The following is a 12815-nucleotide window of genomic DNA, read 5'->3' as shown; positions in this document are numbered from 1 at the left end:
CGGGCGCGCCCGGCGCCGGGTACGCGCCGGGCGCCGGGTACGCCGCGCCGGGCTGCGGGGCGCCGGGCGCCGCGTGCGCCTCGGGCGTCGGCTGCGACGCGCCGGGCGACGACTCGCCGGGGTTCTGGTGCTCGGGGGTGGTCATGACATCCTCGTGGCTCGGGGTCGTCGGGCACAGCGGTGCGCGGCCGGCGAGGCCGCGCAGGGGATCCTTGCACGCACCGGGCACCGAGCGAGGGAAGTCCCATGAGCGTCGTGTACGGCCTGCTGGTCGTGCTGCACCTGGTCGGCTGGGCGATCGTGCTGGGCGGGTGCCTGGTCACGCTGCGTCAGCCGGCGTTCCCGAAGGGCGCGCTGCACGGCGCCCTGACCGCGCTGGTCACGGGGATCGTCATGGTCGGGCTGCGGTCCGCCGAGGTCGCCGGGCTCGAGCCGCCGGACAACGCCAAGATCGGCGTGAAGCTCCTGGTCGCGCTCGTCGTGACCGGGCTGGTCTGGTACGGCACCCGCAAGCCGGAGAAGGTCACCCGCGGCCTGGTCGGCGCGACCCTGGGCCTGACCCTGGTGAACATCCTGGTCGCGGTGCTCTGGCGCTGAGCCGCGTCCTCGGGTGGGAGGTCCGGCCCGGCGCACCCACGGCGAGTCCGGCCTGACCTCCCGCTCAACCGACCGGCGCCGGCCCCGTCGACTCCCGCGCCACCAGCGCGACCGGCACCGTCGCCGAGCGCGGGGCCGCGTCGTCGCCGGTCACCAGGCCGAGCAGCAGCTCCGCCGCCAGCCGGCCCTTGCCCGCCGTGTCCTGGGCGACCGTCGACAGCCGGGGCGTCACCTGCCGGGCGAGCTCGGCGTCGTCGTAGCCCAGCACCGACACGTCCTCGGGCACCCGCAGCCCGGCGTCGGCGAGCCCGCGCACCACGCCGGCGGCCAGGACGTCGGCGGTCGCGAACACCGCGGTCACGGACCCGGCGCGCACGTCCGCCGCCAGGCGCCCGCCCAGCGCGACCCCCTCGTCGTAGGTCGTCCGGGCGTGCGCCGTCCGCACCGCTCCCGGGGGCAGCCCGGCCTCGGTCGCGGCGGCGCGGAACCCCGCGAGCCGCTCGGCCACCACCCGGCTCGCCGCGTCGACGGGCCCGCACAGCAGCAGCCGGCGGTGCCCGAGCCCGGCCAGGTGCGTCCCGGCGAGGTGGCCGCCGGCGCGGTCGTCCGACCGGACGCGCCCGTGCTCCGGCCCGGCGTCGGCGGGGCCGCCCTCGGCGTCGACCAGCACGGCGGGGAGCGTCCCGGGCAGGTCGAGCGCGGCGAGCGCGTCGTCGGTGAAGCCCATGACGACCACCCCGTCGAGCCCCCACCGGCGCACGGAGTCCCGGACGTCGCCCGCGTCGCCGACGCCGCGCAGCATGAGGTGGTGGTCCCGGGCGCGCAGCGCGGCCTCGAGCGCGCCGGTGACGGCGACGTCGTGCGGGCTGCCGAGCAGGGTGACGCCGTCGGGGCGGCCCGGCAGCAGCAGGCCGACCAGGCGGGAGCGGCGCGCGACCAGCGACCGGGCGGCGGCGCTGGGCACGTAGCCGAGGTCGGCCACGGCGCGCTCGACGCGGGCGGCGGTCGCCGGAGAGACGCGTCCGGCGCGGCCGTTCACCACGTTGGACACGGTCATCACGCTGACGCCGACCTCGCGCGCGATGTCCCTGAGCGTGACGCGGTCCACCGGCGGCCTCCTGCAGACGGGGACCGCGGCGGCTCGCGGCCCGTTGACGCTGGTCGGAGTTTAACGCTAAACAGGAGACGTGACCGCGCCGACGCAGCCCCAGCCCGACCGTTCCCGGCAGCCCGGGGGCCCTCCCGCCCTCGCGACCGGCGCCGCGCCCGACGGCACCGCCGACCCGCGCGCGGTGGTCCAGGGCGACCGCTGGCGCATCACGGTCCTCGACGACGGCCTGGTGCGGCTGGAGTACGCCGAGGACGGCCGGTTCGAGGACCGCCCCAGCACGTTCGCCCGGCACCGCGCGCTCCCGGTCCCGGAGTTCCGCGTCGTCGACCGCGGGCACGTCGTCGAGGTCGTCACGTCCCGGCTGCGCGTGGTCTACGACCGGGGCCCGTTCAGCACCGCGGGTCTGTCCGTCGAGGTCACGGGCGGCGTCAGCGCGTACCACTCGGTGTGGCGGTACGGGCAGCCGGCCGAGGGGCTGGGCGGCACCGCGCGCACGCTCGACGAGGCGGACGGCCGGGTCCCGCTCGAGGGTGGCGTGGTGTCCCGGCAGGGCTACGCGGTGCTCGACGACTCCCGGTCGATGGTGTTCGAGCCGGACGGCTGGGTCGCCCCGCGCGACGGCTCCCGGCAGGACCTCTACGTGTTCGGCTACGCCCACGACCACGCCGAGGCGCTGCGCGCGTTCCACGCCGTGTCCGGCCCCGTGCCGGTGCTGCCGCGGTGGGCGCTCGGCACCTGGTGGAGCCGGTTCCACCGGTACACCGCCGAGGGCTACCGGGAGGTCGTCGAGCGGTTCGCGGCCGAGCGGATCCCGCTGTCGGTGTCGGTGCTCGACATGGACTGGCACGTCACCGAGGTCGACCCGGCGCTCGGCTCCGGCTGGACCGGGTACACGTGGAACCGGGACCTGTTCCCGGACCCGCCCGCCCTGCTGTCCTGGCTGCACGACCGCGGCCTGCGGGTCACGCTGAACGTGCACCCGGCGGACGGCGTGCGCGCTCACGAGGACGCGTACGCCGCGATGTGCGCCGCGCTCGGCCGGGAGCCCGACGGCGACCCGATCGCCTTCGACGTCACGGACCGGGACTTCCTCGCGGCGTACTTCTCGGTGCTGCACCGCGGGCTGGAGCGGGACGGCGTCGACTTCTGGTGGGTCGACTGGCAGCAGGGCGGGCACTCCCGGGTCGCCGGGATCGACCCGCTGTGGATGCTCAACCACTTCCACTACCTCGACAGCGCCCGGGACCGCCGGCGCGGACTGACGTTCTCCCGGTACGCCGGCCCCGGCAGCCACCGGTACCCGGTCGGCTTCTCCGGCGACACCGTCATCACCTGGGACTCGCTCGCGTTCCAGCCGGAGTTCACCGCGACGGCCGCGAACATCGGCTACGGCTGGTGGTCGCACGACATCGGCGGGCACTACTTCGGCGTCCGCGACGAGGAGCTCGCAACCCGCTGGGTGCAGCTCGGCACCTTCTCGCCGATCCTGCGGCTGCACTCGTCGGACAACCCGTTCACCAGCAAGGAGCCGTGGTCGTTCGGGCCGCACGCCCGCCAGGTGCAGACGGCGTTCCTGCGGCTGCGGCACCGGCTCGTGCCGTACCTGCACACGATGAACCACCGGGCCGCCGCGGAGTCGCAGGCGCTGGTCCGCCCGATGTACCACGCGTGGCCGGGCCGCGAGGAGGCGTACGACGCGCCGCAGCAGTTCCTGTTCGGCTCGGAGCTGCTGGTCGCGCCGGCGACCACGCCGGCCGACCCGGTCACCCGGGCGTCCGCCGTGCGCGCCTGGCTGCCGCCGGGCACCTGGGTCGACGTGCTCACCGGTGCGGTCTACGACGGCGACCGGCTGCTCGACCTGCACCGGACGCTCGACTCGATCCCGGTGCTGGCGCGGCCGGGCGCGGTCGTGCCGCTCGACGGCGCCGAGGTGCCGGGCAACGACCCGGTGAACCCGGCGCACCTGGAGCTGCTGGTCGTGCCGGGCGCCGACGGCCAGTTCACGCTGGTGGAGGACGACGGGGCGGGTGACGGCACCGACCCGGCCGGGATCGCCCGGACGTCGATCACCTGGGCCGACGCGCCGGGGGCGCTCGCGGTCGGGCCTGCCGAGGGCGCGACGGCGTGCGTGCCGGCCGAGCGGGACTGGACGCTCACCCTGGTGACCGCCGGGGCGACGGAGGGCGCGGCGGGGGCCGTGCGCGCCACCGTCGACGGGGCGCCGGTGCCCGCCGAGGCCCGCGTCACCGCCGACGGCCGGCTCCGGGTCGAGGTGCGCGGCGTGCCCGCCGGCGCGCGGCTCGAGGTGACGTGCGGCACGGTCCCGCTGGCCGGCCCCGAGCCCGACGCCGAGGTGCTGCGGGTGCTCCGCGGGGCGTGGACGGAGAACGCCCTGCTGACCCGGGCGCTGGCCGCGGCGACGTCCGACCGGCCGCTGCACGTGCGGCTGTCGCACCTGGAGGCGCTGGGCCTGCCGGCGTCGCTGCTGTCCGCGTTGCGCGAGGTCCTGCTGGCGCGGGGCTGAGACGCCGCGGGTGTCGGTGGGGGCGCCTAGGCTTGGCCCTGCCATGACGTCGCTCTTCGAGAACCTGCCGCTGCCCGGACTCGCCCTCTCCGACCTCGGTCGCCTGCCGGCCGCCGTGCCGCCGCGCGGCGACCTGCCCGGCGACGGTGCCGGCGCCGACGCGCCCCGGGACGGCGACGCGCCGCGCGACCGCGGCCGCGCACCGTCGGTCGACGCGGACGCGCTGCTGGTCGGCCTCAACCCGCAGCAGCGCGCCGCGGTGCTGCACCACGGCGGCCCGCTGCTCATCGTCGCGGGCGCCGGCTCGGGCAAGACCCGGGTGCTCACGCACCGCATCGCGCACCTGCTGGCGACCCGGCAGGCGCGGGCGGGGGAGATCCTCGCGATCACCTTCACCAACAAGGCCGCAGCGGAGATGCGCGAGCGCGTGGCGTCCCTGGTCGGCCCGTCCGCCCGGATGATGTGGGTGTCGACGTTCCACTCGGCGTGCGTGCGGATCCTGCGCCGCGAGGCCACCACGCTCGGCCTGCGGCAGTCGTTCTCGATCTACGACTCCGCGGACTCGCAGCGGCTGCTCAGCCTGGCGGCGCGCGAGCTCGACCTGGACCCGAAGAAGTACCCGCCGAAGGCGCTGCAGTCCAAGATCTCCAACCTCAAGGACGAGCTGGTCGACCCCGACGCGTTCGCGGCCACCGCGAGCGGCTCCAACGACTTCGACCAGGCCCTCGCCCAGGTGTACACCCGGTACCAGCAGCGGCTGCGCCAGGCGAACGCCCTCGACTTCGACGACCTCATCATGACGACGGTCAACCTGCTGCAGGCGTTCCCGGCCGTCGCGGAGCACTACCGCCGCCGGTTCCGGCACGTGCTGGTCGACGAGTACCAGGACACCAACCACGCGCAGTACGTGCTCGTGCGCGAGCTCGCGGGCGTCGGCGCGGCCGACCCGGGCGCGGACGCCGCGGTGCCGCGCGGCGAGCTGACGGTCGTCGGCGACGCCGACCAGTCGATCTACGCGTTCCGCGGCGCCAGCATCCGCAACATCATGGAGTTCGAGGCCGACTACCCGGACGCCACGACCATCCTGCTCGAGCAGAACTACCGGTCGACGCAGACCATCCTGTCCGCCGCCAACGCCGTCATCAGCAAGAACCCCGGCCGCAAGCCCAAGCGGCTGTGGACCGACTCCGGCTCCGGGCCGAAGATCGTCGCCTACGTCGCCGACAACGAGCACGAGGAGGCGCGGTTCGTCGCGGAGGAGATCGACCGCCTCGGCGACTCCGACGGCGTCCGGCCGGGCGACGTCGCGATCTTCTACCGGGCCAACGCGCAGTCCCGCGCGCTGGAGGAGGTGCTGATCCGCGTCGGCCTGCCGTACAAGGTCGTCGGCGGCACCCGGTTCTACGAGCGGCGCGAGATCAAGGACGCCGTGGCGTACCTGCGCGCGATCGCCAACCCGGACGACGACGTCAACCTGCGCCGCATCCTCAACGTGCCCAAGCGCGGGCTGGGCGACCGGTCCGAGGCGATGGTCGCGGGCTACGCGGAGCGCGAGCGCGTGTCGTTCGGCACCGCGCTGGAGCACCTGGAGGAGGTGCCCGGGCTGGGCACCCGCGCGATCACCGGGCTGCGGGCGTTCGCCGAGATGATGGCCGACCTCCGGGCGCTCACCGAGTCGGGTGCGGGCCCGGCCGAGATCCTGTCCGTCGTGCTCGACCGCAGCGGCTACCTCGCGGAGCTGCGCGCGAGCGAGGACCCGCAGGACCAGACCCGGGTCGAGAACCTCGCCGAGCTGCACGCCGTGGCCTCCGAGTTCGAGCAGTCCGACCCCGAGGGCGACCTCGCCGACTTCCTCGAGCGGGTGTCGCTGGTCGCCGACTCCGACCAGATCCCGTCCGACGACGGCGGTGACGAGGAGGAGGGCGAGCCGAAGCCGGACCAGGGCGTCATCACGCTGATGACCCTGCACACGGCCAAGGGCCTGGAGTTCCCGGTCGTGTTCCTCACCGGCATGGAGGACGGCACGTTCCCGCACATGCGGTCGCTCGCCGACACCGACCAGCTCGCCGAGGAGCGCCGGCTCGCGTACGTCGGCCTCACCCGGGCGCGGCAACGGCTCTACATCTCCCGCGCCGCGGTCCGCACCGCGTGGGGCGTGCCGAACGAGTTCCCGCCGAGCCGGTTCCTCGACGACCTGCCCGAGGACCTCATCGACTGGCGGCGGCGCGAGTCGTCCAACGACCGGCTGCGCGGGCCGGGCGGGTTCCTTGGCGGACGCTCGGGGTACGCCTCGGGTGGCGGCTACGGCGAGCGGTCGTCGTCGGGGTCGGGCTCCACGCAGAGCTGGAAGAAGAGCTCCGCGGCGTCCCGCGCCGGCGAGCGGCCCCGCAAGGCCCCCGGGTCGGGCGGCGCGACGTTCGGCTCGGCCACGCCGCGCCCGGACGCGGCCATCCCGACGCTGACCGTGGGGGACAAGGTCACCCACGACGCGTACGGGCTCGGCACGGTCGTCGCCGTCGAGGGCGGCGGGCCGAACGCGGTGGCCAAGGTCGACTTCGGCACCGAGGGCACCAAGCGGCTGCTGCTGCGGTACTCGCCGGTCACCAAGCTCTGACCGACGCGCGGGCGGACGGGTGATCCCCGCCGCCCGCGCGGCGGCCGCGACGCCACCACCTGCGCATCTCGGGCATGATCGGCGCATGCGCAGCCCGATCTTCGACCAGGCCAACGCCGAGGTGCAGACCGCCGAGCGGTTCGTCCTGCAGAGCACCAAGATGCTCAAGGTGACGCTCGGCCCCGACGTCCTCGCGGCGAAGGGCGCGATGGTCGCCCACCAGGGGCAGGTGCAGTTCCACCACGAGTCGTCGGGCTCGCTCGCCCGGTTCGTCAAGCGCGCGATGAGCGCCGACGACCAGCCGCTCATGCGGGTCTCGGGCCCCGGCGAGGTGTTCTTCGCGCGCGCCGCCGAGCACGTGTTCCTGCTGCAGCTCGAGGGCGACGCGATCAGCGTCGGCGGCTCGTCGCTGCTCGCGTTCGACGCCGCGCTGCAGTGGGACATGCACCGGACCAAGGGCGCCGGGATGATGACCGGCGGGTTCTGGAACACCCTGATCCAGGGGCAGGGCACCGTCGCGCTGACCTCGCACGGCCAGCCGATGATCCTCGACTGCTCGCAGCAGCCGACGTTCGTCGACCCGAACGCCGCCGTGTGCTGGTCGGCGAACCTCACGCCCGGCGTGGTGTCGAGCATGAACGTCAGCTCGCTCCTCCGCGGCGGCACGGGGGAGGCGTTCCAGTACGCCTTCCACGGCCCGGGCTTCGTGGTGGTGCAGCCGTCGGAGGGCTACCCGGTCCCGACGGCCTGACCCGCGGGGCACCCGCGGCGACGCCTACGGTGTCCGGCCCGGCCCACGGCGATCGTCGTGGGCCGGGCCGGAAACCGTAGGCCGGGCGTCGTCGGTCAGGCCGCCGCGGCGGCCGCCAGGCGGGCCGTCACGTCCGCCGCCAGGGCCGCCGGGTCGACGCCCGCGCGGCGGAGCAGCGCGTGGCCGTCCGTGTCGGACAGCCGGACGACCGCGAGCAGCACGTGCCCGGCCTCGATCCGCTTGTGCCCGAGCCGGATCGCCTCGCGCAGCGCGACCTCGAGCGTCTTCTTGGCGTCCCGGGTGAACGGCACGTGCCCGCCCGCGCCGCCGCGGCGCCCGCCCTGGCCCGGCCGCCGCGCCCGGTCGGCCCGGTCCAGCGCGCCCGCCCCGAACACGGTGTCCGCCCGCCGGCGCACGGCGTCCAGGTCGATCCCGAGCGCCGCCAGCGCCGAGGCGTCGAGCCCGTCGCCGGCGAACGCGTCGAGCAGCGCGGCCCGGTCGGCGCCCTGCGCGGCGAGCGCCTCGGCCGCCGGGTCGGCGACGGACGCGACCGCCACCACGAGGTGCGCGGGGGAGATGCGGGGGTCGCCCAGGTCGCGGGCGATCTCCTGGGACTGCACGACCGCGGCGCGGGCGCCGGCGGTGAACCGCTCGAACATCGTCGTCTCCTCTCGGGGGTGGCGGGACGGGCCGGGCGGCCCGGCCGTGCCGGCGGCACTCAGGCCTTCCGGTGGTGCTTCTGGTGGACGGCCTGCCGGCTCACGCCGAGGGCGTCCGCGATGTCCTGCCAGGACCAGCCGAGCTCTCGGGCTCGGCCGACCTGCAGGGTCTCCAGCCGGTCGGCGAGCACCCGCAGGGAGCGCACGGCGCGCAGCCCGGTGGCGGGGTCGTCGGCCGTCGCCGCGGCGAGCGCGCCGTCGGCGGAGTCGGTGGTGGGGTCGGTGCGGGTCATGTGTCAACTCTGCTTGACGCGCGATCCGTGTGTCAAGGCACGTTGACGACGACCGTGCGACCTGGGTCACATATCTCGACGTGGAGATAAACCCGGGGCCCCGGGCTACGATCGTCGGCGGCAGAGCAGCCAGATCCCACCCACGGGACCGCAGGGCGAGGGAAGGACCGCAGCAGGTGGACCTGTTCGAGTACCAGGCACGTGACATCTTCGAGCGGCACGGGGTACCCGTCCTGGGAGGGATCGTCGCGACGACGCCCTCCGAGGCGCGTGCGGCGGCCGAGACCCTGCTGGGCGCCGACGGCGCGACCGGCGTGGTGGTCGTCAAGGCGCAGGTGAAGACCGGTGGCCGCGGCAAGGCCGGCGGCGTCAAGATCGCCCGCTCCGCGGAGGAGGCCGAGCAGCGCGCCGGCGAGATCCTCGGCATGGACATCAAGGGCCACACCGTCCACCGCGTGATGATCGCCGCCGGCGCGAGCATCGCGAAGGAGTACTACTTCTCCCTCCTCCTCGACCGCGCCGAGCGGCAGTACCTCGCGATGGCGAGCGTCGAGGGCGGCATGGAGATCGAGCAGCTCGCGGTCGAGCGCCCCGAGGCGCTGGCGAAGGTCCCGGTGGACCCGCGGGTCGGCATCGACCAGGCGAAGGCCGACGAGATCGTCGCCGCCGCGGGCTTCGACGCCGAGGTGGGCCCGAAGGTCGCCGCCGTGCTGACGAAGCTGTGGGACGTCTACCGCGAGGAGGACGCCACGCTCGTCGAGGTGAACCCGCTCGTGCTGACCGAGGCCGGCGACGTCGTCGCGCTCGACGGCAAGGTCACCCTCGACGGCAACGCCGACTTCCGGCACGAGGACCACGCGTCCCTCGAGGACGCCGCCGCGGCGGACCCGCTCGAGGCGCGCGCCAAGGAGAAGGACCTCAACTACGTCAAGCTCGACGGCGAGGTCGGCGTGATCGGCAACGGCGCGGGGCTCGTGATGAGCACCCTCGACGTCGTGGCGTACGCCGGGCAGCAGCACGGCGGCGTGAAGCCGGCGAACTTCCTCGACATCGGCGGCGGCGCCTCGGCCGAGGTCATGGCGGCGGGCCTCGACATCATCCTGTCCGACCCGCAGGTGAAGTCGGTGTTCGTCAACGTGTTCGGCGGCATCACGGCGTGCGACGCGGTCGCCAACGGCATCGTCGCGGCGCTCGGCATCCTGGGCGACGAGGCCACGAAGCCGCTGGTCGTGCGCCTGGACGGCAACAACGTGCTCGAGGGCCGCCGGATCATCCGGGACGCGGCCCACCCGCTCGTCACGCTGGCCGAGACCATGGACGGGGGCGCCGCCGAGGCCGCCCGCCTGGCCGCCACCGCCTGACCGACCGCAGCGACGCGAGAGACGAGAGACAACCCACCATGGCGATCTTCCTGACCGCGGACTCCAAGGTCATCGTGCAGGGCATGACCGGGTCCGAAGGCAGCAAGCACACCACCCGCATGCTGGCGTCGGGCACCACCGTCGTCGGCGGGGTGAACCCGCGCAAGGCGGGCACGAGCGTCGAGTTCCCCCGCGGCGACGGCTCCGGCCTGACCGTGGCGATCCCGGTGTTCGGCTCGGTGGCCCAGGCCGTCGAGGCGACCAAGGCCGACGTGTCGGTCATCTTCGTGCCGCCGGCCTTCACCAAGGCCGCCGTCATCGAGGCCGTCGACGCCGGCGTGCCGCTGATCGTGATCATCACCGAGGGCGTCCCGGTCGCCGACACGGCCGAGTTCTTCGCCTACGCCCAGGCCAAGGGCGTCCGGCTGCTCGGCCCCAACTGCCCGGGACTCATCAGCCCCGGGAAGTCGAACGTCGGCATCATCCCGTCGGACATCACCGGCCCCGGCCGGATCGGCCTGGTGTCGAAGTCCGGCACGCTGACCTACCAGATGATGTACGAGCTCCGGGACCTCGGGTTCTCGACGGCCGTCGGCATCGGCGGCGACCCGATCATCGGCACGACGCACATCGACGCGCTCGCCGCGTTCGAGGCCGACCCCGAGACCGACCTCATCGTGATGATCGGCGAGATCGGCGGCGACGCCGAGGAGCGGGCCGCGGCGTACATCACCGAGCACGTGACCAAGCCGGTCGTCGGCTACGTCGCGGGCTTCACCGCCCCCGAGGGCAAGACGATGGGCCACGCCGGCGCGATCGTGTCCGGCTCGGCCGGCACCGCGCAGGCCAAGAAGGAGGCCCTCGAGGCCGCCGGGGTGAAGGTCGGCACCACGCCGACCGAGACGGCCGAGCTGGCGCGCGCGCTGCTCAGCTGACCCGCGCACGCACGACGGGCGCCGCACCTCTCGGGGTGCGGCGCCCGTCGGCGTCCCCGGACCGGCTCGCTTTCCGGCGCGCCCGGCGTGGGGCACGCCACCCCGCGGCGCGCCGGGCCGGTTCGGCCGCCCGGCGGCGTCCGGCGGGGACCATGGAGCGGTGAGCAGCGCGCCCGGCACCCGCCCCGACGGACGCGGCTCCGGCGCGCCCGGCGGCCGGCAGCGGCGCCGGGTGCTCGACGACGCCGCCCCGCCCCGGTTCTTCGTGAGCGACCTCGACGGCGCCCCGCGCTGGGTCGGCGGCATGCTCGCCGGCCTGCAGGCGGCGCTGCTCTCGCTGCTCGTGGTCGTGCTACCGGCGATCGCCGCCTACGTCGCCACCTCGGCGGCGCCGGCGACGACCGGGATCCCGTGGACCCGCGCCGTCGAGGTGGCCGCCGGGCTGTGGCTGCTCGCGCACGGCGTCCCGCTGACCGACGCCCCGTCCGTGACGCTCGTGCCGCTGGGCCTGACCGCGCTCGCCGTGTTCGGCTGCTACGCCTCCGCGCGCCGGTCCGGGTACGCCACCCGGTCCGCGTTCGGGGCCGGCGTCGGCGCGTACGTCGGCGTGGTCCTCGTGGTCGGCCTCGCCACGGGGGTGCCGCTGCTGCACGTCGGGATCGGCCTGCTCGGCGCGGCGGTCGTCGCGGCGACCGGGCTCGGCGCGGGGCTGCTCCGGCGCCCGGAGGCGCCGCGGTTCCGGGACGTCGTGCAGCCGGTGCGCGCGCGGCTGCCCGAGCCCGTCGCGCACGGCGTCGCCGCCGGGACGACCGCGCTCGCGACGCTGGTGCTGCTGGCGGCCGTGCTCGCGACCCTGTGGGTCCTGACGGGCCGGAGCGCGGTGGCGGAGGTGGTCGGCAGCCTGCGGCTCGACGCGGTGGGCGGCATCGTGCTCGCCGTGGGCCAGCTCGCCTACACACCGACGCTCGTGCTGTGGGCGCTGGCCTGGCTCGTCGGGCCGGGGTTCGCGGTCGGGACGGGCACCTCGTTCGCGGTCGGCGGGGTGGAGGCCGGCGCGCTGCCGGCGGTGCCGCTGCTGGGTGCGCTGCCGGCGCCGGACGTGACCGGCGGAGTCCTGGTGGCCGTCCCGGTCGTCACCCTGCTGGCCGGCGCCGCGGCCGCGCTCGTGCTGCGCCGCCGGCTGGTCACCGAGCGCGCGCTCGACGCCCCGGTCGCCGGCCTGGTGTCCGCCGCGACCGCCGGGATCGGCGCGCTGGTGCTCGCGGCGCTCGCGCGCGGGGGGATCGGGCCGGGGCGGATGACGGAGCTGGGCCCGGAGCCCGTGCTGGTGGCGCTCGCCGTCGCCGGCGGGGTCGCCGTCGGGGCGCTGGTGGTGCTGCTGCCGGGCGACCGGCACGTGCGCGCGGCGGTCGCCGGGGCGGCGCGCCGGGCGTGGGGCGGCGTGACGGGGTCGGGCCGGACGCGCTGAGCCCGGGTCAGCCGTGCCCGCCCGTCAGGCGGTTCGTCAGGTCGCCCACGGCGTCGTCGTAGGCGCGCTCGCACGCCGCCTCCGCGGACCGCGTCAGCGCGCCCTGCAGGCAGGCCTGCCGGTCGGCGTCGACCCGCCAGGTCGCGAGCGAGCCCAGCGAGCCGACGAGCACCAGACCCGTCATCAGCAGCCCCGCGACCAGCATGGCGCCCACGCCGCCGCGCAGCCCCGAGCGGACCACGGCGAGCAGCGCGCGGACGCCGGTGACGACGGCGCCGACCAGGAACAGGATCGACGCGAACCGCCACGGCAGCGGCAGCAGGGTGACCGCGACGCCCGCGAGCAGCCACACGCCGAAGTGCCGCACGAGCCGCCCGACGCGGGCGAGCGCCTCCGGCGACGGCGGCGGGGCGGCCGGGCCCGGGTGCGGGCGCGGGGGGTGCGGCCCGGGCACGGGGTGCGGCGGCAGCGGGTGGCCGGGGCCGGACGGACCGGGGCCGGG

The 12815-nt window shown here is 75.8% G+C and carries 11 protein-coding genes; 7 read left to right on the top strand and 4 right to left on the bottom strand.

Annotation, left to right across the window (positions count from 1 at the left end; translation table 11 throughout):
* Positions 1 to 246: 246 nt before the first annotated feature.
* Positions 247 to 597 (top strand): hypothetical protein, encoded by a 351-nt coding sequence (locus KVT14_RS19030; protein WP_147794285.1) that lies wholly within the window; start codon positions 247 to 249, stop codon positions 595 to 597.
* A 64-nt stretch (positions 598 to 661) separates the two neighbouring features.
* Here the strand turns inward: KVT14_RS19030 and KVT14_RS19025 are convergent, their stop codons facing one another.
* Positions 662 to 1705, bottom strand: coding sequence for a LacI family DNA-binding transcriptional regulator (locus KVT14_RS19025; protein ID WP_217617102.1), 1044 nt, complete (start codon positions 1703 to 1705; stop codon positions 662 to 664).
* Positions 1706 to 1784: 79 nt separating this feature from the next.
* On the opposite strand from KVT14_RS19025, the gene KVT14_RS19020 reads away from it, so the two are divergent.
* From KVT14_RS19020 to KVT14_RS19010, 3 genes are all read left to right on the top strand, one after another.
* Positions 1785 to 4232: a glycoside hydrolase family 31 protein gene (locus tag KVT14_RS19020; RefSeq protein WP_217617101.1), complete on the top strand. Its 2448-nt coding sequence runs from the start codon at positions 1785 to 1787 to the stop codon at positions 4230 to 4232.
* A 43-nt stretch (positions 4233 to 4275) separates the two neighbouring features.
* Complete coding sequence (gene pcrA, locus KVT14_RS19015; protein ID WP_217617100.1) at positions 4276 to 6846, top strand: DNA helicase PcrA; 2571 nt, start codon at positions 4276 to 4278, stop codon at positions 6844 to 6846.
* Between the two features lie 85 nt (positions 6847 to 6931).
* A complete protein-coding gene (locus KVT14_RS19010; RefSeq protein WP_166941628.1) occupies positions 6932 to 7597 on the top strand; it encodes an AIM24 family protein in 666 nt (221 codons plus the stop codon).
* Positions 7598 to 7692: 95 nt separating this feature from the next.
* Here KVT14_RS19010 and KVT14_RS19005 read toward each other — a convergent pair whose 3' ends face one another.
* Both KVT14_RS19005 and KVT14_RS19000 read right to left on the bottom strand, forming a co-directional pair.
* Complete coding sequence (locus KVT14_RS19005) at positions 7693 to 8256, bottom strand: Clp protease N-terminal domain-containing protein (protein WP_217617099.1); 564 nt, start codon at positions 8254 to 8256, stop codon at positions 7693 to 7695.
* A gap of 59 nt (positions 8257 to 8315) precedes the next feature.
* Positions 8316 to 8549, bottom strand: coding sequence for a helix-turn-helix domain-containing protein (locus tag KVT14_RS19000; protein WP_217617098.1), 234 nt, complete (start codon positions 8547 to 8549; stop codon positions 8316 to 8318).
* A gap of 176 nt (positions 8550 to 8725) precedes the next feature.
* On the opposite strand from KVT14_RS19000, the gene sucC reads away from it, so the two are divergent.
* The 3 genes from sucC (at position 8726) to KVT14_RS18985 (ending at position 12313) form a co-directional block, all read left to right on the top strand.
* The gene (sucC, locus tag KVT14_RS18995; protein WP_217617097.1) at positions 8726 to 9910 is read left to right on the top strand and encodes an ADP-forming succinate--CoA ligase subunit beta; all 1185 of its coding nucleotides are present in this window, start codon (positions 8726 to 8728) and stop codon (positions 9908 to 9910) included.
* Positions 9911 to 9948: 38 nt separating this feature from the next.
* Positions 9949 to 10845, top strand: coding sequence for a succinate--CoA ligase subunit alpha (sucD, locus tag KVT14_RS18990; RefSeq protein WP_147794277.1), 897 nt, complete (start codon positions 9949 to 9951; stop codon positions 10843 to 10845).
* Positions 10846 to 11005: 160 nt separating this feature from the next.
* The gene (locus KVT14_RS18985; protein ID WP_217617096.1) at positions 11006 to 12313 is read left to right on the top strand and encodes a DUF6350 family protein; all 1308 of its coding nucleotides are present in this window, start codon (positions 11006 to 11008) and stop codon (positions 12311 to 12313) included.
* Positions 12314 to 12320: 7 nt separating this feature from the next.
* On the opposite strand, the gene KVT14_RS18980 is transcribed toward KVT14_RS18985, so the two are convergent.
* On the bottom strand, positions 12321 to 12815 hold a 495-nt coding region (locus KVT14_RS18980), incomplete at its 5' end, for a hypothetical protein (RefSeq protein WP_217617095.1).

Source organism: Cellulomonas sp. GbtcB1 (assembly GCF_019091725.1).
In the GTDB taxonomy this organism is placed as follows: domain Bacteria; phylum Actinomycetota; class Actinomycetes; order Actinomycetales; family Cellulomonadaceae; genus Cellulomonas.
The sequence above is the reverse complement of the archived record's forward strand: the minus strand, read 5'-3'. Positions and strand labels throughout refer to the sequence as shown.